Below are 22,328 nucleotides of genomic sequence, written 5' to 3'. Positions count from 1 at the left end.
ACCAAACGAAGAAAGTTGCCGAGCACTTTTCGTTGAACCGTCCGCTGTGTCAAAAGACCTGCGTGAGGAGTGAGCCATGACCGCACCGGTTTTTCTCGACGTCGACGGAACCAGCATCGCTGTCAGGCGCGCTGCGGGTGCCGAGCCAGGCATTGTCTGGCTCGGCGGCTACAAGTCGGACATGCTGGGCACCAAAGCCGAGAAGCTGGCGGAATGGGCGAGCGGGCAAGGCCGGGCTTTCCTGCGCCACGACTATTCCGGTCACGGCGAATCGGGCGGCGCCTTTGCCGACGGCACCGTCTCGAACTGGCTTTCGCAAAGTCTCGCCGTCTTCAATCATTTCACGCAAGGCAGGCAAATCCTGGTCGGCTCCTCGATGGGCGCATGGATCGCGCTGCGCATGGTCCAGGAATTGTGCCAGGAATTGCACACGCCAGGCGAGAACCGCATCGCCGGCCTGGTGCTTCTGGCGCCGGCGCCGGATTTCACCGCCGAACTGGTCGAGCCGGCGCTGACCAAAGCGCAGAAGCGCGATCTTGCCAAAAAAGGGTTTTTCGAGGAGCCGTCGGACTATTCGGCCGAGCCTTACGTCTACACCCGAGCGCTGATCGAGGACGGCCGCAACAACCGGGTGCTGACCGGGCCGATCGACACCCACTGCCCCGTCCACATATTGCAAGGGCTGGCCGATGCCGACGTGCCACCGAGCCATGCGCTGAAACTGGTCGGCCTGCTGCCGGCCGACGACGTCACGCTGTCGCTGATCCCCGACGGCGACCACCGCCTGTCGCGGCCTCAGGATCTCGACATGCTGGTGCGGGCGGTCGACGCCATCGTGCGGCAGGCAGGCTAGGACATGCGCATTTCCATTCCGGTATCCGCCTTCGTTGCTGCGATTGTCGGCTTCGGCGGCACGTTGGCCATCGTCATCGCCGCCGCCAAGGCAGTCGGCGCGACGCAAGTCGAAACCGCGAGTTGGGTGACGGCGATCTGCCTCGCGATGGCGATTGAGAGCCTGTGGCTGTCGTGGCGCACCAGGATGCCGGTCATCGCCGCATGGTCGACACCGGGGGTGGCGCTGATCGCGGCTTCGAGCGACTTTTCGATCGGCGAGGCCGTCGGCGCCTTCATCATCACCGGGATTTTGCTGATTGCCACCGGCCTGTTCAGGCCCTTGACCAAGCTGATCGCCAGGATACCGGCCTCGGTCGCGTCGGGAATGCTCGCCGGCATCGTTGTCACCTTCGCCATCAATGCGGTGAAGGCGATTCCCGTCGACCCGTGGCTGATCCTGCCGCTGATCGCCGCCTTCTTTGTCATCCGCCTGTTCAATCCGGCGCTCTCGGTGCTGGCGGTGCTGATCGGCGGCGGCGCAGCCGCCTTCCTCACCGGCCGGGTCGGTGGTCTGCCGACCCCGGAACTTTCGACATTGACGCTGATTGCGCCGCAGTTCACCGTCACGGCGATCGTCGGCCTGGCGCTGCCGCTTTATCTGGTCACCATGGCGTCGCAGAACCTGTCCGGCCTCGCCGTGCTGAGAGCGGCGGGTTATCACCCGGAACCCGGCCCGCTGATCGGCGTCACCGGTCTGCTTTCGCTGCTGTCGGCACCATTCGGGGCCTCGACCACCAATCTGGCGGCGATCTCGGCGGCGATCTGCACCGGCCCCGACGTGCATCCCGATCCGGGCGAGCGCTGGAAGACCGGTCCCTTCTACGCGCTTGCCTACCTCGTCTTCGCCATTTTCGGCGCCTCGCTGGTGGCGATCTTTGCCGTGCTGCCGCAGAGCCTGATCGTGCTTGTCGCCGGACTGGCGCTGATGGCGCCGCTCGCCAACGCGCTGTCGATCGCCTTGAAGGAAGACGGCGAACGCATGGCCGCTACCGTCACCTTTGCCGTCACCGCCTCGGGGCTGACGCTGTTCGGCGTCGGTGCGGCGTTCTGGGGCCTGATTGCGGGCCTAGTCGTCCTTTTCCTTGAAACGCTCAAAAAGCGATAATCATTTCAAACGCTTGTCCGGTTTTGGCCGACACTGTCTTGAATCGCCGTTTTTCTCATCCCATTTCGATTCCACGCAGCCGGGATTGGCTGTCTCCAACTGAAGGATTGGGAGAAAATGAACACATCTGCATTGATCCGTCCGGCCTGGACGCCGGCGACCATCGCTCTGATGGTGATCGGTTTTATGGTGTTCTGGCCGCTCGGCCTCGCCATGCTCGCCTACATCATCTGGGGCGACCGGCTTGACGGCTTCAAGCGCGACGTCAACCGCGCGACCGACGGCATTTTCGCCGGCTGCCGCCGCGGTTCCGACAAAGCGGCGCGCTGGGGCCACGGCTCTGCCCGCACCGGCAACGTCGCTTTCGACGACTGGCGCGAAAAAGAACTCGAGCGGCTCAATGAAGAGCGCCGCAAGCTCGACGAGATGCTGAGCGAGTTCGACGAATACGCCCGGGAATTGCGTCGCGCCAAGGACCAGGAAGAGTTCGACCGCTTCATGGCGAACCGCAACAAGTCGACGTCACCCACAACCGGCGGGCCCACAACCGGCGGTGGCAAATCCACGCCAGGCCTGCTTGACGAGTAAGGCACTTGCCTCGACATAAATAATAATCAAAAACGGCGTCGCGCCAGCGGCGCCGTTTCTTTTTTGTTCTATTCGTTTTCCTCGAATCACGTATCGTCCCGGCCATGTCATTCGGCTTCTTCCGCAACCTGACCAAACCCAGGCCCTCCCCCGTCGTGGAGCGGGAGCATTGTGTTGCCGGCCGCACGCTGCCGCTCAAGATCGTCGAGAGCGACCGGGCGCGGCGATTGACGCTGCGCATCGATTCCGGTGGCCGGGGCCTGCGCATCACCGTGCCACCGGGCCTGCGGCGAGGCGAGGTGGAAAAATTCCTTGACCGCCATCAGGACTGGCTAGAGCAGCGGCTGGCCAAGGTGCCCAACCGGCCGCAGGTGCGGCCCGGTATCAAAATACCGGTGCGCGGCGTGCCGCATCGCATCGTTCATGAGCCCTCGAAACGCGGTACCGTCACGCTGTCGTGCGACGAACGCGGTCCGCTGATGATCGTGCATGGCGAGCGCGTGCACCTGCCGCGCCGCATCGCCGATTTCCTCAAGCGCGAGGCCAAGCGCGAGATCGAGCGGTTGGTGGTCAGGCACACCGGGACGATCGGCAAGCGCGCCAAGGCAATCCGCTTCAAGGACACGTCGAGCCGCTGGGGGTCATGCACGTCGGACGGCAATTTGTCGTTCTCCTGGCGCATCATGATGGCGCCGCGACCGGTCATAAACTATCTCGTCGCGCATGAGGTGGCGCATCTCAAAGAGATGAACCACGGCCCGAAATTCTGGAAGCTGTGCGAGCAACTCTGCCCCGACACCGAGCGCTGCAAGGACTGGCTCAAGCGCAATGGCGGCGCGCTGCAAGCGATCATGTTCGAGTAGGATGCTTGAAGGCGGAGCGGAATAAAAACTGTAGCGATCCTTCGCACCCCCCTCTGTCCCGCCGGCATCAATAGGTTCTGCACTGCCGCTCAGTCGTCATTCGCCGCATTCAACTCCTCCGGCCGCAGCCCCTCGTCGGTATGGCGCGGCCATGGCAGGAAGTCCTTCTTGAAGGCGTTGCTGCCGAAATAGTCGAGCGCGCGGTGTGCCTCGGCGCCGTTGAAGGCGGCCTTGTCCATCAGATGGGCAATGACCTCGCGAGCCTGGGCGACTTTTTGCCTGAGTTGGGCGACGGTATCGTCTGCCATGCTTGTTTGCTCCCGCCTGTATTATCTGAAGTAAGTGGCCCGTTCCGCTCTCTTGTCTTAGGAAGGTAGCGCGTTCCGCGCCGGTGGCAAACATGCGCTTTTTCTCGACTCTTTTGCCGTTTCGTGCCAATCCCCGCGTCATGGCGCTCGACATCAAGATATGCGGACTGAAGACCGACAAGGCATTGGCCGCGGCATTGGCCGGCGGCGCCAGTCATGTCGGCTTTATTTTCTTTGCCAAAAGCCCGCGCTATGTCGAGCCGGCGGAAGCCGGCCGCTTGCGCGAAGCGGCGATCGGCAAGGCCAGGGCGGTTGCGGTTACGGTCGACGCCGGCGATGCGTTTCTGGATGAAATCGTCGAAAAAATGCAGCCCGACATGCTGCAGCTGCATGGCTCGGAAACGCCGGAGCGGGTGGCCGAGATCAAGGCCCGCTATGGCCTGCCGGTGATGAAGGCGCTGCCGGTCAGCGAGGCTGCCGACCTGGCGCGGACAAGACCCTTCGTCGGCATTGCCGACCGTTTCCTGTTCGACGCCAAGCCGCCGAAAGGTTCGCAACTGCCGGGCGGCAACGGCATTGCTTTCGACTGGCGCGTTTTGGCCGGCCTTGACGCAGGCGTCGATTACATGCTTTCCGGTGGGCTCAACGCCGCCAACATCGGCGATGCCTTTCGGCTTGCCAACCCGCCCGGACTAGACATTTCCTCAGGCGTGGAAAGCGCGCCGGGCGTCAAGGATCCGGCGCTGATCGAACAGTTTTTCCGGGCCGTCAGGGCAGCACGCGACAGCCGCGCCGCCTGACCGTGCTTCAAACCACAAGCTAGGAGATCGGCGATGAACAAGCCGGCGATACCCAATTCCTTCCGCACCGGACCCGACGAGCAGGGCATGTTCGGCATCTTCGGCGGTCGTTTCGTTGCCGAAACACTGATGCCGCTGATCCTCGACCTCGAGCGGCACTGGAACGAGGTCAAGGACGATGCGGATTTCAAGGCCGAACTGACTGACCTTTCGACCCACTATGCCGGGCGGCCGTCGAAGCTTTATTTCGCCGAGGGCCTGACCAGGCATCTTCGCGAGGTTTCCGCGGCTAAGGGCCTCGGGGGCGGCGCAAAGGTCTATTTCAAGCGCGAGGATCTGAACCACACCGGCTCGCACAAGATCAACAACTGCCTCGGCCAGATCCTGCTGGCAAAGCGCATGGGCAAGAAGCGCATCATCGCCGAGACCGGCGCCGGCCAGCACGGCGTGGCGTCGGCCACCGTGGCGGCGCGTTTCGGCTTTCCGTGCGTCGTCTACATGGGCGCCACCGACGTCGCCCGGCAAAGCCCGAACGTCTTCCGCATGAAGCTGCTCGGCGCCGAGGTGCGGCCGGTGAGCGCTGGCCACGGCACGTTGAAGGACGCCATGAACGAAGCTCTTCGAGATTGGGTGACCAATGTCGAGGACACCTACTACCTGATCGGCACCGCCGCCGGCCCGCACCCCTATCCGGAGCTGGTGCGCGACTTCCAGTCGGTGATCGGCATCGAGGCGCGCGCCCAGATCCTCGAGCAGGAAGGCCGGCTGCCGGACACCATCATCGCCGCCGTCGGCGGCGGCTCCAACGCCATCGGCCTTTTTCACCCGTTCCTCGACGACCGCAGCGTAAAGATCATCGGCATCGAGGCCGGTGGCCGCGGCCTCGACGGCATCGAGCATTGCGCCTCAATGAACGCCGGCGCGCCCGGCGTGCTGCACGGCAACCGCACCTATCTCCTGCAGAACGCCGACGGGCAGATCATGGACGGGCATTCGATTTCGGCCGGCCTCGACTATCCCGGCGTCGGGCCGGAGCATTCCTGGCTGCGCGACAGTGGCCGCGTCGACTATGTGCCTGTTCTCGACGACGAGGCGCTGGAGGCGTTCCAGTTGACGACACGCGTCGAAGGCATCATTCCGGCGCTCGAATCCGCCCATGCCATCGCGCATGCGGTGAAGATCGTGCCCGCCATGGACAAAGACCAGATCGTCATCGTCAACCTGTCCGGCCGCGGCGACAAGGACGTGCATACGGTGGCCAATATGCTGGGCATGGAGATCTGATCATGACCACCCGCATCGACCGCCGTATGGCCAAGCTGAAGGCCGAAGGGCGCCCGGCACTCGTCACCTATTTCATGGGCGGCGACCCCGACTACGACACCTCGCTGTCGATCATGAAGGCATTGCCCGGCGCCGGCAGCGACATCATCGAGCTCGGCATGCCGTTTTCCGATCCGATGGCCGACGGCCCGGCGATCCAGGCGGCCGGCCTGCGCGCGCTGAAAGGCGGGCAGACGCTGGTCAAGACGCTGAAGATGGCTTCGGAATTCCGTGCCACCGACAATGAAACGCCGATCGTTTTGATGGGCTACTACAATCCGATCTACATCCACGGCGTCGACCGCTTCCTCGGGGATGCGCTGGCCAGCGGCATAGACGGGCTGATCGTCGTCGACCTGCCGCCGGAAATGGATGAGGAGCTTTGCATTCCAGCGCTGAGGGCCGGCATCAATTTCATCCGGCTGGCGACGCCGACCACCGACGACAAGCGCCTGCCCAAGGTGCTGCAGAACACCTCCGGCTTCGTCTATTACGTATCAATGACCGGCATCACCGGCTCAGCACTTGCCGACACCGGCAAGGTGGCGGCGGCGGTCGGGCGCATCAAGGGCCATACCGACCTGCCGGTCTGCGTCGGCTTCGGCGTCAAGACTGCCGAGCAGGCGCGCATCATCGGAGCGTCGGCCGACGGCGTCGTCGTCGGCACTGCGATCGTCAATGCGGTCGCCAATGTTCTGGGGCCGAAGGGCGAAAAGACCGCCGACCCGGCCGAGGCGGTCGCCACGCTGGTCAGCGGGCTTTCGCAAGGCGTGCGCGCGGCCCGCCTTGCTGCCGCCGAATAGTCTTGATCTTCTGGTTGACCATGATCTCCACCGAAAACCGGTTTCCACTTTTCGGGATCATGGTCTAACTCTTCGCCAGGACAGGAGCCGAAGCGATGAACTGGATCACCAACTACGTTCGACCGAAGATCAATTCGATGCTCGGCCGGCGCACCGACATGCCTGAAAACCTCTGGATCAAGGATCCGGAGACCGGCGAGATGGTCTTCCACAAGGATCTGGAGCAGAACCAGTTCGTCATCCCGTCCTCCGGCCATCACATGAAGATCTCGGCAAGGGAGCGGCTGAGATTCTTCATGGACGACGGCAAGTACGAGATGCTCGAAAACCCCAAGGTGGTGCAGGATCCGCTGAAATTCCGCGACGAGAAGCGCTACACCGACCGGCTGAAGGACGCCAAGGCCAAGACCGGGCTGGAGGACGCGATCATCAACGCGCTGGGCACCGTCGAAGGCCTGCCGGTGGTGGTGACCGTGCAGGACTTCGCCTTCATGGGCGGCTCGCTCGGCATGGCCGCCGGCGACGCCATCGTTCGTGGCTTCGAGGTCGCAGTGCAACGCAAGCGGCCGCTGATCCTGTTCGCGGCCTCCGGCGGCGCCCGCATGCAGGAGGGCATCCTGTCGCTCATGCAATTGCCGAGAACCACGATCGGCGTCGATCGGCTGAAGGAAGCCGGTCTTCCCTATATCGTCGTTTTGACCAATCCGACTACCGGCGGCGTCACTGCCTCCTACGCCATGCTGGGCGACGTGCACATCGCCGAGCCCGGCGCGCTGATCGGCTTTGCCGGGCCGCGCGTCATCGAGCAGACGATCAGGGAAAAGCTGCCCGACGGCTTCCAGCGCTCCGAGTATCTGATGGAGCACGGCATGGTCGACATGGTGGTGTCGCGGCTGGAGATGCGCCAGACGATCGCACGGCTCCTGAAAATGCTGCTCAAGCTGCCGGAAGAAGAAAAGCCGCTGGAACCGGAAATCCTGCCGCCGGTGGCGGTCCCGGCGGAAGCACGCCCGCAAGCCTGACGCGACATCCGTCGTCGCGAACCGCGATTGCGCGCCATCTGTGGCGCTGTAGCATTTTGATTTCACGCATGATTCCTTTCCGAAAATCGATTTCGATTTTTCGGGGTCATGCACCTAAAGCGCGTAGTATTTGAACGGATTCATGCAACGCGCTTTAGGTTCTTGTTTTTACGCATGTCGTTGTCGCAAAACCGCTGCGCACTTTTGCGCGACATGCATTAGGATTCTCCCATGAGCACGCTTGCCGCCGACCGCGAAATCGAAAGCCTGATGTCGCTTCATCCGAAGGGCTTCGATCTTTCGCTCGACCGCATTTCGCGGCTGCTGGAGCGGCTTGGCAATCCGCAGGACCATCTGCCGCCGGTCATCCACATCGCCGGCACCAACGGCAAGGGCTCCTGCGCCGCGTTTTCGCGGGCGCTGCTCGAAGCGGCCGGCCACCGCGTCCATGTCCACACATCGCCACATCTGGTGAACTGGCATGAGCGCTACCGGCTGGCCGCGGACGGCGGCGGCAGGCTGGTCGAGGACGAGGTCTTCGCCGATGCCATCGCCCGCGTCGCCAAGGCCAATGAAGGCCAGAAGATCACCGTCTTCGAGATCCTCACCGCCGTCACCTTCCTGCTGTTTTCCGAACATCCGGCAGATGCCGTCATCATCGAGGTCGGCCTTGGCGGCCGCTTTGATGCCACCAATGTCATCACCGAGCCGGCGGTGTCGGTGATCATGCCGGTCTCGCTCGACCACGAATCCTTTCTCGGCGACCGTGTCGAACTGATCGCAGCCGAAAAGGCCGGCATCATCAAGAGCGGTTGCCCGGTGGTCATCGGCGCGCAGGAAAGTGAAACGGCGCTTCAGGTGCTTATCGAAACCGCCGAGCGGCTCGACTGTCCCGCCTTCGTCTATGGCCAGGATTTTCTCGCCTTCGAGGAAAACGGCCGGATGGTCTATCAGGACGAAGACGGGCTGATGGACCTGTCGCCACCGCGGCTGCCAGGGCGCCACCAGTTCGCCAATGCGGCGGCGGCGATTGCGGCGGTCAAGTCGGCAGGTTTCGAGATCAGCCATCGCGTCGCCGACAAGGCGATGGCCAATGTCACCTGGCCGGGGCGGATGCAGAAATTGCCGCAAGGCAGGCTGACGGAACTGGCGCCAAAGGGCGTCGACATCTGGCTCGACGGCGGCCACAATCCCGGCGCCGGCGTGGTCGTCGCCGAGGCATTGGCCGAGCAGGAGGAAAAAAATCCGAGGCCGCTGTTCTTGATTTGCGGCATGATCAACACCAAGGACCAGAGCGGCTATTTCCGCGCCTTCAAGGGCCTGGTGCGGCATGTCTACACGGTGCCGGTGAGCCTCAGCGAGGCCAGTGTGCCGAATGACGAACTGGCGATCCGCGCCGTCGAGGCCGGCCTGTCGGCCGAACCGGTGAGCTCCGTCGCCAATGCGCTGATGCTGCTGCGCGACACGTGGGACGGACCGCCGCCGCGCATCCTGATCAGCGGCTCGCTCTATCTGGCCGGCGCGGTGCTGGCCGAAAACGGCACGCCGCCGGTTTGAGGCGCTGGTTCACCAGGCCATGATGACGGACTTCGTCAAATCACCACGAGGAGCCAGCCATGATCAAGGTAAAGCAGCTCGCTCACGTTTGCATCTTCGCAGATGATCTCGAAGTGACGAGAAGCTTCTATCGGGACGTCCTCGGCATGGACACCCAGTTCAACTTCCTGCGCGACGGCAAGATTTTCGGTTTCTACCTCAATTGCGGCAGCCGCAGCCACGTCGAGGTGTTCCAGAAAGACGGGGCCAGCTATAGCGACCTGAACCAGATCAACCACTTCTGCCTTGAAGTGGAAAGCCTTGACGCCGCGATCGCCCACGCAAGAGCGAAAGGCGTTGAAGTCACGTCAAAGAAACACGCATGCGATGATACCTACCAGGCGTGGATTCGCGATCCTAACAACGTGAAGATAGAACTGTTTGAGTACACAGAGAAAAGTGCGCAGTTCGTCGGAGGCGATCGTATCGCGGATTGGTGATCGCCTCACGCCTATGGCGGAGACGGCCTCGGTGGGGACTACTTCAGCTCAATCTCGATGAAGGCATACTCGCCCTCATTGGCATTGATGACGTCATGCTCCACGCCCTCCTTGCGGAAATAGGGCGCCCCCTTCTTCATTTCGGCGAAGGATTCGCCGTCCTTGGTCAGGAGCTTGAGCTTGCCGTCCATCAGCGGCACGACGACATAATCATGGCCATGGCGGTGCCAGCCGGTATTGTCGCCCGGCGCGAAGCGGTATTCGATGACGATGACGCGCTCATTGTCGATGAACACGGTGGCCTTGGCGGATCCGGTCATGTCGTTCTCCTGCTTTAAGCCAGACAAGAACATGGGCCGGCAAGTGGCGAGTGCCAGGGCGGACCAGCCGCATGACCCAGAAAATCCGATCCGATCTTCGGTCAGATCAAGTGCTGCAGCGTCCTTCGCGCGTCCAGGGGGAGGCGCGGCACATTAGATGACGCAGCAAAAAGCCCGGCGCGAGGGCCGGGCTTGTCTGCGGATTTCCGCCGGATCAGGCGAGATTGCCGTTGATCCAGTGCGACAGCGCCGTCTTCGGCGCGGCGCCGACCTTCATGTCGGCCATTTCGCCGCCCTTGAAGATCATCAGCGTCGGGATCGAGCGCACGCCGAACTGCGCGGCCAACTCGGGATTCTCGTCGATGTTGAGCTTGGCGATCTTGACCTTGCCGCCGAGTTCGATGGCGATGTCTTCCAGCGCCGGCGCGATCATCTTGCACGGGCCGCACCATTCCGCCCAGAAATCGACGACGACCGGCTCCTTGGCGTCAAGCACATCGGTCTGGAAATTACTCTTGTCGACCTTGACGGTGGCCATGCGAAAATCCTTTCGAGAGTTATTGTCGCACCAAATGTGGTGGTGATCGCGCCCTTCTTCAAGCAGCTGTTGTGTCACGCTCCCGTGAGTCGGGCAAGAGCGTCGTCCATCGCCGCCGGTGGCAGCTCGATCAATCGTGGCGCTTCAGTGAACAGCAGCGCCGCCGAGACCTCATGTCGGGGATAAAGCGGCTGGAGCAGCGCGCGATAGAGCGCGAGCTGCAGGACATAGGCCGGTGGAACGTCCGCCAGCGCTGCAGGCGCCGGCCGGTTGGTCTTGTAGTCGACGATCGACACCCTGCCTGATGTGACCGCCAGCCGGTCGATCTTGCCGGAGATCGAGCGCAGCTTGCCCTTGACCTCCAAGCTGCCCATGACCGCGACCTCAGCGCGTGAGTTCGGCGCAAACAGCTGATCGAAGCGGCTGTCGGCAAGGATCGTCGCCACCGAAGCCAAGGCCTTGTCGCGCTCGCTTTCAGGCCATTGCGCGCCAGCGCGCTTGAGGTAGCGCTCCGCGGCATCGCGGCGTTCGGTCTCGGCAATGCCGGGCAGCATCTGCAGCAATTTGTGCAGCGCCAGCCCCCGCATGACCGCAAAGCCAGGTTCTGCCTCGGTGTCCAGCACCGGCGAGCCGGTGTCGATTACGGCTTGCCTGGCCTCATCGATCAGCGCCGAGGCGCCGGACGGCGACAGCGGCCGCGGCAGATCCTCGAAGGGCGGCAAGGGCTGGAACAGGCTCTTCGGCAACGGCTCGAACTGTTGCGCCTGCCGCGCCGCTTCGGCGGCCGCCTGTGCGACCGGCGGCAATTTTGTCACGTGAAAGCGATGCACCGTCTCGCCGGTGGCGGGATGCTGCCGCTCGATGCTTTCGGGCGCGCCGACCAGCGCGCGGCTGACGATCGAGTGCCAGGTGCCGGTATTCGGCGCCCGCTTGCCGTGATAGCCGCAGACGATCAGCCGGTCCTCGGCGCGGGTCATGCCGACATAGAGCAGCCGGCGGTATTCGTCGTCGGCCAGTTCGCGCGCGCGGACCGAAGCGGCCCGCGAAAAGCCATTGGCGACATCGTTGGCCGAACGCCAGAGATAGCCCTTGCCGTCCCAGTGTTGGCCCGAGCCATCGAACGGCATCAGTCGCGGCAGATGCTGATCGCTGAACGGCGCCGAGCCACCATCGACGAGGAACACGACAGGCGCCTCGAGGCCCTTGGCGGCATGCACGGTCATGACGCGAACCTCGTCGCGGGTCTGGTCCATTTCGCGCTTGATCTCGGGGCCGGCATTTTCCAGCGTCGCCAGGAAGGATTCCAGTCCCGGCAGGCCGGTCCGCTCCTCGGCCAGGCAGAAGCTCAGGAATTCGTCGAGGATGTCGCCGGCCTCCGGCCCGAGCCGCGCGATCATTTTCTTGCGCAAGCCGTCGCGGGCGAGAGCCCCAGCATAGAATTCGAACACTGGCCTGAATGCGGCTTCATCAGACCATATGTCGAGTTGGGCAGCGATTGCGGCCAAGGCAGCGCTTTCGCCTGCCTGCTGCCTGAGCGATGCGATCAGCGAGAGGCCGGACGGCCGGACGCCGGCGAGCGCGAAAAGCATCTCTTCCGAAACGTCGAAAATCGGGCTGCGCAGCACGGCGGCGAGCGACAGATCGTCTTCGGGCTGGACGAGAAAGTGACCGAGCGCGATCAGGTCCTTGACCGCGATGTGGCCGGGCAGGCTCAGGCGGTCGGCGCCGGCGACCGGGATGTCGCGTCGCTTCAGCGCGCGCGTCAGCGCATGGACAAAACGATCGCGCTTGCGCACCAGCACCAGCACGTCGCCGGGTCGAAGGTTTTTGCCGCGGCCTTCGATGACCTCGCCAGCGCCGATCCAGCCGGCAATGGTTGCCGCGACGTTTTCGGCAACACGCACCGCCGGTGCATGGGCGTGGTCGACGGCTTGCGTCCAGTCGTCGGGTTCGTCGACGACGTCGGCGCCGATCGACGGCCAGACCTCGACATATCCCGGCGCATCGCTGCGGATCGCCTTGTGGGTCAGCGGGTCGGGATCGTGGCTGATGCCGCGCCGCACGAGCGGGTCGGCAAAGACACGGTCCACCGCCGCAAGCACGTCTTCGGTCGAGCGGAACGACCACGTCAGCTTGAGATCGGCGAAGGCGGCTTTGGCGTCGCGCACTTTTGCGGAAAACAGCAGCCTTGAGTCGGCGAAGGAGTCGGGCGCCGCTCCTTGAAAGGAATAGATCGACTGTTTTTCGTCGCCGACGGCGAACACCGTGCGGTGAACATTGTCGCGTGCGCCGAGCCCGGCAAAGAATTCCTCGGCCAGTCGCTTCACCACCTCCCACTGGTCGGGACTGGTGTCCTGCGCCTCGTCGAGCAGGATATGGTCGATGCCCTGGTCGAGCTTGTATTGCACCCAGGGGCCGGCGTCGGGCCGCGCCAGGAGATTGACCGTCCGGGTGATGAGGTCGTTGAAATCGAGGAAGCCGCGGGCGCGCTTCAAGTGCTCGTAGCGGGCGATCAGCCAGTCGGCGATGGTCAGCGCGGCACGTGTGCCCTCCAGCATCCTGAACAAGGCCAATCGGTCGGAGATTTCGAGAATGGCATCGACCGCTGACAGATAGCGCTCGGCAAGATCCGGCAACCGGTCGAGCAACGCCTTCTTGAACATTGCCGGCTCATAAGGCTCGCCATCGCCTCGCAGGAAGGCTTTTGCCAGCAGATGCAGCCGGCGAACCGGATCATCCTCGGCGAAGGCAAGACGTGCATAGGGCAGAACGTTGTTGAGCACGAAGCGGGCATCGGCGGCTTCGGCAGCGCGGGCAAAGGTGATGAAATAGTCCGGCAGGAAGCCCGGCAGCGGCCAGACGGACGCCGCCAGGCCATCGGCGGTCTGGCCGGCGCGAAACTTGAACTCGTCGAACAGCGCCTGAAAACCATCGCCGCCGGCCGCGCTGATGAAAGCGCGCAGACCGTCGCGCTTGCGCACGATCTCGGCCAGCAAGGCATCGAGCCCATGTTCGCCGCCGCGTTCCAGAATGGCCGCGAAAGCCTCGGCCAGCCCCGCATTGCCGGCGGCCGTGCCCGAGATCATGTCACGGCGGGCGGCGGAGAAGAGCGACGCCTCCATCTGCGGATCGAGCATTTCGAAATGGGCCGGTATGTTGGCCTCCAGCGGGAACTGGTGCAGCACCGATTCGCAGAAGGCGTGGATGGTCTGGATCTTCAGCCCGCCGGGCGTCTCCAGCGCCTCGGCGAACAGCCGGCGGGCGCGGCGCATGGTTTCGCGATCGGGCTGGCGACCGTCCAGCGTCTCTATCCTTGTCGCCAGTTCTGCGTCGCCAAGCGCCGTCCATTCCGACAATGTCGAAAACACCCGGTTCGACATGTTGGCGGCGGCGGCGCGGGTGTAGGTCAGGCACAGGATCTTCGACGGATCGGTGCCACGCAGCAGAAGACGGATGACACGCTGGGCCAGCACATGGGTCTTGCCCGATCCGGCGTTGGCCGACACCCAGGCGGAATTTTGCGGGTTTGAGGCGCTTGCCTGGCTGACGGCGGTATCGGTCGGGATGGGGTAGGCCTTCTTCATGCCTCCCCTCCCTCGTCGTCGGCGTCGCCGCCGGCAGACCATTCGAGCACGCGGGCGAGATGGTCGTAGTCGCCGTCGGTTTCGCCCTCGCGGAACGGCAACGCCCGCGACAGGTATCCGGTCGCCGGGTTGGCATAGTGGATCAGCAGTTTTTCGAGCCGCGCCCAGGCTTCCTCGGCGAGGTCTGCGGCGGTTCGCGGCTTGCGGTTGTATTCGAGGATGGATTCCTCGAACACCTCGCCATTCGGCTTCAGCCTGATGAAGGCCAGCTGCGACGGCTCGCGCGCGCCAAGCCCCTTGAAGGCGCCGCGCCTGAGCAGCGCGCCCTCGAGCGCCAGTTGCGGCGAAAGCAGCGTATGGGCCTGCGCCTTCGACGGCGAAGAGCCGGTCTTGTAATCCAGGATGTCGGCCATGCCGCCGGCCAGGAGATCGACACGATCGGCATAGCCGGACAGCGTCACGCCGGACTGGCCGACGCCTGTTTTCTCGGCGTGCTCCTCGGCATGCCGCATTGTCACGGCGAAGGCGCGGCCGCGCTCCCATTCGATGATGCCGGCGGCGAGCTTTTCGAAGCGCGGCCACCACACCGCCTCGACATCGGGAGGAAGGGCCGCCTCGGCAAAGCATTCGCGGCCGGCGGCAATGAGACCGTCCAGCGCCTCCGGCACAAGCGGATCGGCCACGGTCCGCGAAAAGAGATGCAGGATGGCGTGAAACAGCGTGCCGCGTTCGGCAGCGCCCGGGTCGCGGATGACCGGGTCGAGCGGCATCAGGCGGAGGATCCTCCTGGCATAGATCGCGTAAGGGTCGCGGCGCAGCGTTTCGATCTCGGTGACCGAGAAATGTTGCGGCCGCACATCCAGCGGTGGCTTCGGCTGCGGCCGCGGCGCGAAGTCTCTTCGTTCGCCGGCATCGAGCGCACGAGCCCAGGACAGGAATTCATCACCACGCCGGCGAAGCACCGCCGCATGGTCCTTGCCTATGAAGGTCAGCAGGCGCTGCAGCCAGCGCGACGGCACCGCCGGTGCGTCGCCGGAGCGGGCGGAGCGCGCCAGCACCACTTTCTTCGCCCCCATCGCCATCTGGAAATCATGGGCGGCCAGGCCGATGCGCCGTTCGGGCGGCTCGAGGTCGATGCCGGTCTTCATCAGCCGGGACATGAAGCGGTCGCTTTCCGGCTTGCGCGGCCACACGCCTTCGTTGAGCCCGCCGACGACCAGCGTGTCGACGTTCTGCAACCGGGCTTCCAGCGCACCCCAGATGGCGATGTTCCTGTCGGTGCCTTGTGCCGGCTTGACCGTCTCGGGTGCGATCAGCGCCTCCATCACATCGGGCCATTCGTCGGCCGCGAAGGAGAACGACGCCGAGGCAGCGACCAGCCCGCGCAAGAGCTCGGCGAGCTTTTCACCGGCGTCGTCGGCATAGAGTTCGCTCAGACAGCCACCCGCGGCGCGGCCGAGACCTTCGAGCGCGACGACGCTGGCCCGGGTCAATTCGGCAAGGTCGGCTTCGGCTTGACTGCGAAAGGCAATCAGCGGCGCCAGCGCAGCGGTAAGGCGGACGAGCAGTTCGCGGGCGCCTTCGATGTTTCGCACGGTCAGGCGGGAAAACCAGAACGGTGGCCGGGTGCTGCCCAGGCCGGTGAGGCGGGTCTCGAAGAGCTCCGGCAGCGAGGCGACGTCGGGGCGGCCAGTGCCGCCGCGCAGCGCCACCAGTTCGACGATCTCTGCCGCGCGACGGACGCTTGTGCGTTCCAGACCGAGGCCAAGCAGCGGGTGCTTGAGCAGCGACAGCAGGGCCACGGGATCGCCGGGGCGGAACGCCGCCTGAAGCGCCAGTCTGAGCAGGCCGGCGGCTGGCGTGTTGATGAGCGGTGTGCCGCCCGAATCGTCGGCGACGACACCAAAGCGCAAAAGCTCGACCGAGACGCGCCTCGCCAGGGCGCGGTCGCCGGTGACGAGCGCGGCGCGCTGGCCGGGCTGTTCGACGGCGCGTTTCAGCGCGACGGCGATCGCCACCGCTTCGTCGCGCTCGCCGGCGGCTTCGAGTAGCGTCACGTCGGCGAAGGCCTCGGTTATATCGCCGGCCGTAAAGCGGGCGCGCGTCTCGACCCACAGCTCGGTGGTCTCCGCCGGCCGCAGCGCCTCGCCGACAAGTGCGGCGCGCAGCGCGAGCGGCCTTTCGGCAACGGCGATCTCCTCGACATCGCCGCGCAGCACGCCGATCTTGCCGATCAGTTTTGCCAGGCCGTATTGCGGGTGGCCAAGCAAGGCCGGCCGCGCGCCGGGCACCGCAATTGCCTGGAATGACGGCTCATCCAGCATCAGGTCGAGGCCGGGCAGCACGACCGCGCCGCTGGGCAGGCCGGCGATCACCGCAAGCAATTCAGCGGTGGCGGGAATGGACCCGGTGGAGCCGGCGGCGATCACCGGCCCGGTCGGCGGATTGCGCTTCAGCCGCGCTGCTTCCAGCCTTATCAGCGCATTGCGATGCGCAGCCGGGTTGGAGCGATTGCGTTCTTCGAGGAGATTCGGCCAGTTTTCGGTGACGATGCTCAGGAAGTCGAGCGTCACTTGCCACCAGCCGGCGAGGTTGCCGGTCACCAGATCGGCAAGCCTGGTCCAGTCCGTGCCTTCCGTCTCGATCTCGTCCATCAGCCGGGCCAGGTCGCGCGCCAGCCAGATGGCATCGGCGGCCGACGCCGGCACAACGATCTCCTCGTCGAAAAGTGCCGCGACATGCGCCGGCAGGCGGCGTTTCCAGGCGCGCACCAGCGGCGCCAGCAGCAGCAGGCGCTCGATCGCGGCGATCGGCGGCGCGAGGTCGATGGCGGCCGATGCGTCGGCCTCGAACGCGGCCTCGTCCTCGTCGAACTCGCCGAGCGGGCGGATGACCGGCAGGATCGCCGAGCGGCCACCCAGACAGTCGACGAAGACGCCGCGCAGCGCCCGGGCGGCGCGGCGCGTCGGCACGTAGATGGTGGCGTCGGCCAGCGCCAGCGGGTCGCCGTCGAAGCGGAAACCGGAAACGAGGCGCCCTGACAGCAGGGCCTCGGCCAGCGTCGGCAGAAACGGCGCTCCGGGCGGGATCGAGAAAACGCGGCGGGAGCCGCTCATTTCAACTCGGTGAGAGCGCTGGTCAACTCGGTAAGAGTGCCGGGCGACTCAGCAAGAGCGGTGGCAACGACCGCTTCCGCAAGCGGAATGGCGTCGGGCGTGCCAACGGTGATCCAATGGCCGTGCATCACCATGCCGTACAGGCGGCCGGCTGCGATGGCCGCATCGAAATAGGCGTTGAGCGAGTGTGGGCCGGCCGGCGCATCCTTGAAAAGCCTGGGATGGACGATCGCCGCGCCGGCATAGATCAGGCCTGTCGGGTCGCCTTTCGAACGCCGCAAGGCGCCGCCCGGCGCCATCAGGAAATCGGTGCCGCCGCTGTGTCCGGTTGCTGACTGGGAATCCGCGAGCATCAGCAGAATATCCATTTTCGCCGCGTCCCATGCAAGGGCGAGGCGGTCAAGGTTGGGCACGCCGCTGTCGATCCAGAAGGTGTCGGCGTTGACGATGTAAAAGGGAGCCCCTCCCAGTTCCGGCAAAGCATGGACGATACCGCCGGCGGAATCGAGCAGTCTTTGGCTTTCGTCGGAAATGACGACGCGCGGCGCGCGGCGCGCGGCGACGTGGGCGACGATCTGCTCGGGAAAGTAATGGACGTTGACGATGGCCTTGTCGACGCCGGCACGGGCCAGGCCGTCCAGGCTCCAGTCGAGCAACGTCTTGCCTGATATCCTGACCAGCGGTTTCGGCATTGTGTCGGTGATTGGCCGCATGCGCTTTCCCAGCCCGGCGGCAAGCACCATTGCGGTTTTGGGGCGTGTCGTCACAGCGGCCGCTCCTCCAGCAGCCCTTGGGCGGTGTAGAAATCCCGCAGGCCGGCCAGTGCCGGATGCGCCAGCGCCCGCCGAAGATAATCGCGGATGCGCGGCAGGTGTTTCAGATAATAGGGCTTGCCGTCGCGCTTTTCGAGCCGGACGAAAATGCCGAGGATCTTCGAATTGCGCTGCGCCGCCATGATCGCATAGGCCTCGACGAATTCGTCTTCGTTAAAAGCGCCAGCCTTATGGCGCGCAGCGATATAGGCATTGAGCGTCCGTCGCTCGATCTCAGGCGAGATCGTAACCCGGGCGTCCATGGCGAGAGAGGCGAGATCGTAGGCGGAAGGGCCGATCAGCGCGTCCTGGACATCGACGATGCCAAGGCGATCGTGACCGGAACGATTGCCGCGCCAGATGATGTTGGGCGAATGAAAGTCGCGCAGCATGAGCGTGTATTCGCGACCCTCCAGCCGGTCGAGAGCCGCGTTCCATTGCTTGGTATAGCCGGCGCGCAAGGCATCGCTTGCCGGGCCGCCTGAAATCGCCGGCACATACCAGTCGAGCAGCAGTTCGGCTTCGATCATCATGGCGTCGCGGTCGAAAGGCGGCACGTCGTGAAAGACGCCGGGCGCGGCCTCGATGCGATCGGGCCACGTCTTGCCGTGCATCATCGCAAGCAGTTCGGCCGCCGCCGCGTAGCGCTCCGCCAGCGGCTGACCGTGCTGGCCGAGAAATCCCTCCGAGCCGAGATGCTCCATGAGAAGAAAGCCCTGGTCCAGGTCCTGCGCGTGGATTTCCGGGGCGCTGACGCCGCCGGTCCGCAATGCCCGATCGATGGCGACGAAGGCGGCGACGGATTGTGCGGTGTGGGCGATCACCGCATAGGGCTTGCCGTCGCGGACCGGCGGCCCGAGCACCAGCCGCGGCGAGTTCATCAACACGCGCGGCGGCAGGCCGGCCAGCGAGACGACCTCATAGGAGCGGGCCGAGGCGTCGCCGATAAAATAGCGTCTCTGCGCTTCACCCCAGCCGGCTGTTTCGAGAAAATTGCGCATGGCCAGCGAGCGCGCCGCGCGCTCGAAGGCAGCGCCTGGTCCCGACAATCTCGCCAGGCGCCCGTCGTCCTGATGGACGAGCTCGATCAGCACCGAAGTCTTTGGCAAATAGGCCTCTGCCCGCTCCGGCCATTCGACCAGGGCAGCGCCTTGCGCCAGCGCCTCGTCGAAACCCAGTTCGTCCAGTTCGGACGCCGCGGACAGGCGATAGAGGTCGAAATGATGGACGGGGACGCGCGCCTCATAGCTCTGGACGAGCGTGAAGGTCGGGCTCGGCACGTCGAGACCGGCATCGTCGGTCATTGCCCTGATCAGCGCCCGCGCCAAACTCGACTTGCCGGCGCCGAGATCGCCTCTGAGAGCCAGCACGTCGCCGGGGCGCAGCGACATGGCCAAATCCTCGCCCAGCCTTGCGGTCGCAGCCTCGTCGGCGAGAAAACGCTCCAGTACCATGCCTGCCATCGAGCGCGCTACTCGGCCGCCGCGCGGATGCCGGACGGCGTGTCGGGAAAGGCACAAATGACGGTGGTGCCCATGTCCTTGCCGGTTTCGATGCGGACACTGCCGCCATGCAGTTCGACAAAGCTCTTGACGATCGACAGGCCCAGGCCGGGGCCGCGCCGGCGGCCGCCATTGGTGCGCGGTTCGAAACGGCGGAACACGGAATCGAGCAGGTCCGGCGGCATGCCGGGACCGTCGTCGTGAACGGAGAATTCCACGCCTTCGGCAAGTGAGCGGCAGGCGAGCGTGATGGTGCTCGCCTCCGGTGCGTAGTTCGCGGCATTGCTCAGCAGGTTGTAGAGGATCTGGCGGATGCGGATTTCGTCGCCGTGGAACGTCTTTGGCGCAGTGGTCGCATCGATCTTGAGCCTGATCGCATGCTCCTCCAGCCGGTCGGCAACAAGCTCGGCAGCGGCAGCGATGGTCCGGTCGACGTGAACTTCGGAGATATCGAGCTCCATGATGCCGGCATCCACGGTGGCCAGATCGAGGATGTCGTTGACGATGGTGAGCAGGACCGAGGAAGACGAACTGACATGCTCGACATATTCGCTCTGCTTCTGGTTCAATGGCCCGGTCGAGGGCAGCGAAAGCAGCTCGGTGAAGCCGATGATGTTGGTCAGCGGCGAGCGCAGCTCGTAGGAGACGTGCTGCACAAACTCGTTCTTGAGCTGGTCGGATTTTTCCAGCGCCTCATTCTTGTCCTTCAGCGCCCGCTCGACATTGACGCTGTCGGTGACGTCGACGAAGGTCATCATCACCTGCCCGTTGGGCAGCGGGATCATCGCGTAGCGCAGCACGGTGCCGTTGTTCAGCTCGGTCTGGCCGTGGCGGTCGCGGCGCTCGTCGTCGAAACCGGTGACGGCGGCAACGAACCCGCGCCAGGGGCTGTCGGCGGCGCGCCGGTCGCACAGATCGCGGATCGTGGAGACGTGAACGTTGGACTTGGCGGCGTCGGCGTCGAGCCCCCAAAGTGCTGCGAATGCCGGGTTCGACAATCTGAGCCTGCCGTCGGGGCCGAACACGGCTACGCCTTCGGCAAGATTGTCGAGCGTTTCGCCCTGGACCCGCACCGCGGTCTGGTAGCGGCTTTCAAGGTCCATCTTCTCGGTCAGGTTCTCGAACACCCAGGTGACGCCACCTTTGGGCTGCGGATTGGCGACGACGCGGATGGTCTTGCCGTCCGGCAAATGCCACCAATGTTCCTGCGACTCGACCGCGCGATAGGCGCCAAGCAGGCTTTCCTTCCAGCGCCGCCATTCGGGCTGCTCGGCGATCTTGCCTTCGCTGCGCAGCCGGTCGAGCAACAAGGCGTTGTCCGGAGCGCTGTGCAGGAAGCCGGCGTCGAGACCCCATAGTTTCTGAAACGCCTGGTTGAAAAACCGCAGTTTTTCGTCGGTATCGAAAATCGCCACGGCGGTGTTGAGCTGGTCGAGCGTGTCGGCATGGCTGCGCACGGTCCGCTCATATTCGTTACGGATCGTTTCGATGGCGCTGGTGTCGCAGGCGAGACCCGCCGAGCCGTCCGCGCCGGCGAAGTCGGTCACGGCGAACATGCGGCGGTCGCCTTCGATCACGGTGGAAAGCGCCTGCTCGAAGACGGGATGCGACTTGTGCTGCGCAGCGATTGCATCGCGCGCCTGGCCGCCCAGGAACTCCTTCGCGTCGCGAACCGCAGCTTCGGCGTTTTCCGCCTCGACCGCCCTGGCATAGGCGCGGTTAACCCATTTCAGCCGCCCGTCCGCCGAGCGCAGCCAGGCTGGCATGCTGAGTGCGTTGAAAAGACCGAGCATGGTGTCATAGTCGGCGGCAAGGCGCTGGTTCTCAATTCTTAGCCTGGCCTCGCTTCGCTGCGTTTCAGAAAGCGAGACGAAGCGGACGAGCACGTGTGCTGCGCTCTTGCGGCCGTGCACTTCGAGCGGCGCCCCGGCCTGCGATTCGATGACGAGATCGAACGGCTTCGCCTTTTCCCGCAGTCCCGCCACGGCATTCTCGAGCGCCGCCGCCGAGCGCGGCATCAGCCAACGGCCAAAGGCGAGGAAGGCGGCACGGTCTTCCGGAGCCCCGCTTTCAACCGGCAATGTCCCGACGAGCTCGGGCTTTTTGTTTTCCGATGCCCACACGACGACACGCTGGTCGCGCAGGTTGAGCAGCGCCTCGGAGCGCTGCAGCGCAGCGTTGACGTCGGCCAGGCGGGCTCTGAGTTCGCCATTCTGGGCCGAGGTGCGCGCCCGTTCGCGGATCAGGAAAATGGCCGAGACAAGTGCCGCGCCCATGACGCCGACAAACATGGCGAGTTGCATGACCTCGACCGTGCTGACCGACAGCCCGGCTTTGGGCGCAGCCGCGTGGGATGCAGCAGCCGGTCCAGCGTGTGCCGAAAGGCCAAGCAGCGGGCCGGCGAGCGCGGAACAAGCAAGCAATTTTCCGACGCGGGCGCCAGCGCGCCATAAGAGGCTTCCGCCTCTGGCAGCGGAACCCGTGGTCGCCATATCGTTGTGGCCGCCGGAAACGGCCTGTCCCGCGCAAGGCGGGTAATCCCCCGGCATGTCCTGGTCCTCTTCGCCGCCTGAATGCAAGACCGCCCTGATGCGGGCCTCGGCCCTCGTCCCCGGGCCCGCGAATCAGCACCATAGCGCTTGCGCGAATCGGCGTGAAGAATCAATCAGCGCAAAAATAAAGCCGGGCGAAAGTCAATCGCCCGGCCTCAATAT

Annotated in this window: 18 protein-coding genes; 10 read left to right on the top strand and 8 right to left on the bottom strand. The window is 64.6% G+C overall.

From position 1 onward, the window contains the following. Window positions 1-76 precede the first annotated feature (76 nt). The 4 genes from AC0L2A_RS06970 (at window position 77) to AC0L2A_RS06955 (ending at window position 3,450) form a co-directional block, all read left to right on the top strand. Window positions 77-853 carry an alpha/beta hydrolase gene (locus AC0L2A_RS06970; protein ID WP_473608069.1) on the top strand — a complete coding sequence of 259 codons (777 nt, stop codon included), beginning with the start codon at window positions 77-79 and terminating at the stop codon, window positions 851-853. A gap of 3 nt (window positions 854-856) precedes the next feature. Further along, window positions 857-1,999, top strand: a complete 1,143-nt coding sequence (locus AC0L2A_RS06965; protein ID WP_473608068.1) for a benzoate/H(+) symporter BenE family transporter — start codon at window positions 857-859, stop codon at window positions 1,997-1,999. Between the two features lie 117 nt (window positions 2,000-2,116). Continuing rightward, the gene (locus tag AC0L2A_RS06960) at window positions 2,117-2,587 is read left to right on the top strand and encodes a DUF2852 domain-containing protein (protein WP_023796888.1); all 471 of its coding nucleotides are present in this window, start codon (window positions 2,117-2,119) and stop codon (window positions 2,585-2,587) included. A 104-nt stretch (window positions 2,588-2,691) separates the two neighbouring features. Further along, window positions 2,692-3,450: a M48 family metallopeptidase gene (locus AC0L2A_RS06955; protein WP_473608066.1), complete on the top strand. Its 759-nt coding sequence runs from the start codon at window positions 2,692-2,694 to the stop codon at window positions 3,448-3,450. An 89-nt stretch (window positions 3,451-3,539) separates the two neighbouring features. On the opposite strand, the gene AC0L2A_RS06950 is transcribed toward AC0L2A_RS06955, so the two are convergent. Beyond that, the gene (locus tag AC0L2A_RS06950) at window positions 3,540-3,758 is read right to left on the bottom strand and encodes a hypothetical protein (protein WP_023796889.1); all 219 of its coding nucleotides are present in this window, start codon (window positions 3,756-3,758) and stop codon (window positions 3,540-3,542) included. A 140-nt stretch (window positions 3,759-3,898) separates the two neighbouring features. Here AC0L2A_RS06950 and AC0L2A_RS06945 point away from each other — a divergent pair, with 140 nt between their 5' ends. The 6 genes from AC0L2A_RS06945 to AC0L2A_RS06920 all read left to right on the top strand — a co-directional run bounded on the left by AC0L2A_RS06945 (window position 3,899) and on the right by AC0L2A_RS06920 (window position 9,742). Next, complete coding sequence (locus AC0L2A_RS06945) at window positions 3,899-4,558, top strand: phosphoribosylanthranilate isomerase (RefSeq protein WP_473608138.1); 660 nt, start codon at window positions 3,899-3,901, stop codon at window positions 4,556-4,558. A 33-nt stretch (window positions 4,559-4,591) separates the two neighbouring features. After that, the gene (gene trpB / locus AC0L2A_RS06940; protein WP_027152026.1) at window positions 4,592-5,842 is read left to right on the top strand and encodes a tryptophan synthase subunit beta; all 1,251 of its coding nucleotides are present in this window, start codon (window positions 4,592-4,594) and stop codon (window positions 5,840-5,842) included. Between the two features lie 2 nt (window positions 5,843-5,844). Next, a complete protein-coding gene (trpA, locus tag AC0L2A_RS06935) occupies window positions 5,845-6,684 on the top strand; it encodes a tryptophan synthase subunit alpha (RefSeq protein WP_023796892.1) in 840 nt (279 codons plus the stop codon). A 95-nt stretch (window positions 6,685-6,779) separates the two neighbouring features. Next, window positions 6,780-7,706, top strand: coding sequence for an acetyl-CoA carboxylase, carboxyltransferase subunit beta (gene accD / locus AC0L2A_RS06930; RefSeq protein WP_023796893.1), 927 nt, complete (start codon window positions 6,780-6,782; stop codon window positions 7,704-7,706). 231 nt (window positions 7,707-7,937) lie between these two features. Further along, window positions 7,938-9,263 carry a bifunctional folylpolyglutamate synthase/dihydrofolate synthase gene (locus AC0L2A_RS06925; RefSeq protein ID WP_473608065.1) on the top strand — a complete coding sequence of 442 codons (1,326 nt, stop codon included), beginning with the start codon at window positions 7,938-7,940 and terminating at the stop codon, window positions 9,261-9,263. Window positions 9,264-9,322: 59 nt separating this feature from the next. Beyond that, window positions 9,323-9,742, top strand: a complete 420-nt coding sequence (locus AC0L2A_RS06920; protein ID WP_473608064.1) for a VOC family protein — start codon at window positions 9,323-9,325, stop codon at window positions 9,740-9,742. A 38-nt stretch (window positions 9,743-9,780) separates the two neighbouring features. On the opposite strand, the gene AC0L2A_RS06915 is transcribed toward AC0L2A_RS06920, so the two are convergent. The 7 genes from AC0L2A_RS06915 to AC0L2A_RS06885 all read right to left on the bottom strand — a co-directional run bounded on the left by AC0L2A_RS06915 (window position 9,781) and on the right by AC0L2A_RS06885 (window position 22,163). Further along, a complete protein-coding gene (locus tag AC0L2A_RS06915; RefSeq protein ID WP_473608062.1) occupies window positions 9,781-10,062 on the bottom strand; it encodes a cupin domain-containing protein in 282 nt (93 codons plus the stop codon). A gap of 214 nt (window positions 10,063-10,276) precedes the next feature. Beyond that, on the bottom strand, window positions 10,277-10,600 hold the full coding sequence (trxA, locus tag AC0L2A_RS06910; protein WP_091592579.1) for a thioredoxin: 324 nt from the start codon (window positions 10,598-10,600) through the stop codon (window positions 10,277-10,279). Between the two features lie 74 nt (window positions 10,601-10,674). Next, entirely contained in the window at window positions 10,675-14,184 is a 3,510-nt protein-coding gene (addA, locus tag AC0L2A_RS06905) for a double-strand break repair helicase AddA (RefSeq protein WP_473608061.1), read from the bottom strand. Continuing rightward, the gene (gene addB / locus AC0L2A_RS06900; protein WP_473608060.1) at window positions 14,181-17,300 is read right to left on the bottom strand and encodes a double-strand break repair protein AddB; all 3,120 of its coding nucleotides are present in this window, start codon (window positions 17,298-17,300) and stop codon (window positions 14,181-14,183) included. The genes addA and addB overlap by 4 nt, the downstream gene beginning before the upstream one ends. Then, window positions 17,297-18,067, bottom strand: coding sequence for a nucleotidyltransferase family protein (locus AC0L2A_RS06895; RefSeq protein WP_473608059.1), 771 nt, complete (start codon window positions 18,065-18,067; stop codon window positions 17,297-17,299). The genes addB and AC0L2A_RS06895 overlap by 4 nt, the downstream gene beginning before the upstream one ends. After that, window positions 18,064-19,575, bottom strand: coding sequence for a tRNA (adenosine(37)-N6)-threonylcarbamoyltransferase complex ATPase subunit type 1 TsaE (gene tsaE, locus AC0L2A_RS06890; protein ID WP_473608057.1), 1,512 nt, complete (start codon window positions 19,573-19,575; stop codon window positions 18,064-18,066). Before tsaE ends, AC0L2A_RS06895 begins: the two co-directional genes overlap by 4 nt. 8 nt (window positions 19,576-19,583) lie before the next feature. Then, window positions 19,584-22,163 carry a sensor histidine kinase gene (locus AC0L2A_RS06885; protein WP_473608056.1) on the bottom strand — a complete coding sequence of 860 codons (2,580 nt, stop codon included), beginning with the start codon at window positions 22,161-22,163 and terminating at the stop codon, window positions 19,584-19,586. Between the last annotated feature and the right edge of the window lie 165 nt (window positions 22,164-22,328).

The organism is Mesorhizobium sp. WSM4844 (assembly GCF_055811775.1).
The sequence above is the reverse complement of the archived record's forward strand: the minus strand, read 5'-3'. Positions and strand labels throughout refer to the sequence as shown.

Bases quoted from the DNA above. Each gene is read 5' to 3' on its own strand.
- AC0L2A_RS06960 (WP_023796888.1), top strand. From the start codon at position 2,117: ATGAACACATCTGCATTGATCCGTCCGGCCTGGACGCCGGCGACCATC.
- AC0L2A_RS06955 (WP_473608066.1), top strand. From the start codon at position 2,692: ATGTCATTCGGCTTCTTCCGCAACCTGACCAAACCCAGGCCCTCCCCC.
- AC0L2A_RS06965 (WP_473608068.1), top strand. From the start codon at position 857: ATGCGCATTTCCATTCCGGTATCCGCCTTCGTTGCTGCGATTGTCGGC.
- accD (WP_023796893.1), top strand. From the start codon at position 6,780: ATGAACTGGATCACCAACTACGTTCGACCGAAGATCAATTCGATGCTC.
- AC0L2A_RS06925 (WP_473608065.1), top strand. From the start codon at position 7,938: ATGAGCACGCTTGCCGCCGACCGCGAAATCGAAAGCCTGATGTCGCTT.
- addA (WP_473608061.1), bottom strand. From the start codon at position 14,184: ATGAAGAAGGCCTACCCCATCCCGACCGATACCGCCGTCAGCCAGGCA.
- AC0L2A_RS06950 (WP_023796889.1), bottom strand. From the start codon at position 3,758: ATGGCAGACGATACCGTCGCCCAACTCAGGCAAAAAGTCGCCCAGGCT.
- trpA (WP_023796892.1), top strand. From the start codon at position 5,845: ATGACCACCCGCATCGACCGCCGTATGGCCAAGCTGAAGGCCGAAGGG.
- tsaE (WP_473608057.1), bottom strand. From the start codon at position 19,575: ATGGCAGGCATGGTACTGGAGCGTTTTCTCGCCGACGAGGCTGCGACC.
- AC0L2A_RS06885 (WP_473608056.1), bottom strand. From the start codon at position 22,163: ATGCCGGGGGATTACCCGCCTTGCGCGGGACAGGCCGTTTCCGGCGGC.
- AC0L2A_RS06915 (WP_473608062.1), bottom strand. From the start codon at position 10,062: ATGACCGGATCCGCCAAGGCCACCGTGTTCATCGACAATGAGCGCGTC.
- AC0L2A_RS06970 (WP_473608069.1), top strand. From the start codon at position 77: ATGACCGCACCGGTTTTTCTCGACGTCGACGGAACCAGCATCGCTGTC.
- addB (WP_473608060.1), bottom strand. From the start codon at position 17,300: ATGAGCGGCTCCCGCCGCGTTTTCTCGATCCCGCCCGGAGCGCCGTTT.
- trpB (WP_027152026.1), top strand. From the start codon at position 4,592: ATGAACAAGCCGGCGATACCCAATTCCTTCCGCACCGGACCCGACGAG.
- AC0L2A_RS06920 (WP_473608064.1), top strand. From the start codon at position 9,323: ATGATCAAGGTAAAGCAGCTCGCTCACGTTTGCATCTTCGCAGATGAT.
- AC0L2A_RS06945 (WP_473608138.1), top strand. From the start codon at position 3,899: ATGGCGCTCGACATCAAGATATGCGGACTGAAGACCGACAAGGCATTG.
- trxA (WP_091592579.1), bottom strand. From the start codon at position 10,600: ATGGCCACCGTCAAGGTCGACAAGAGTAATTTCCAGACCGATGTGCTT.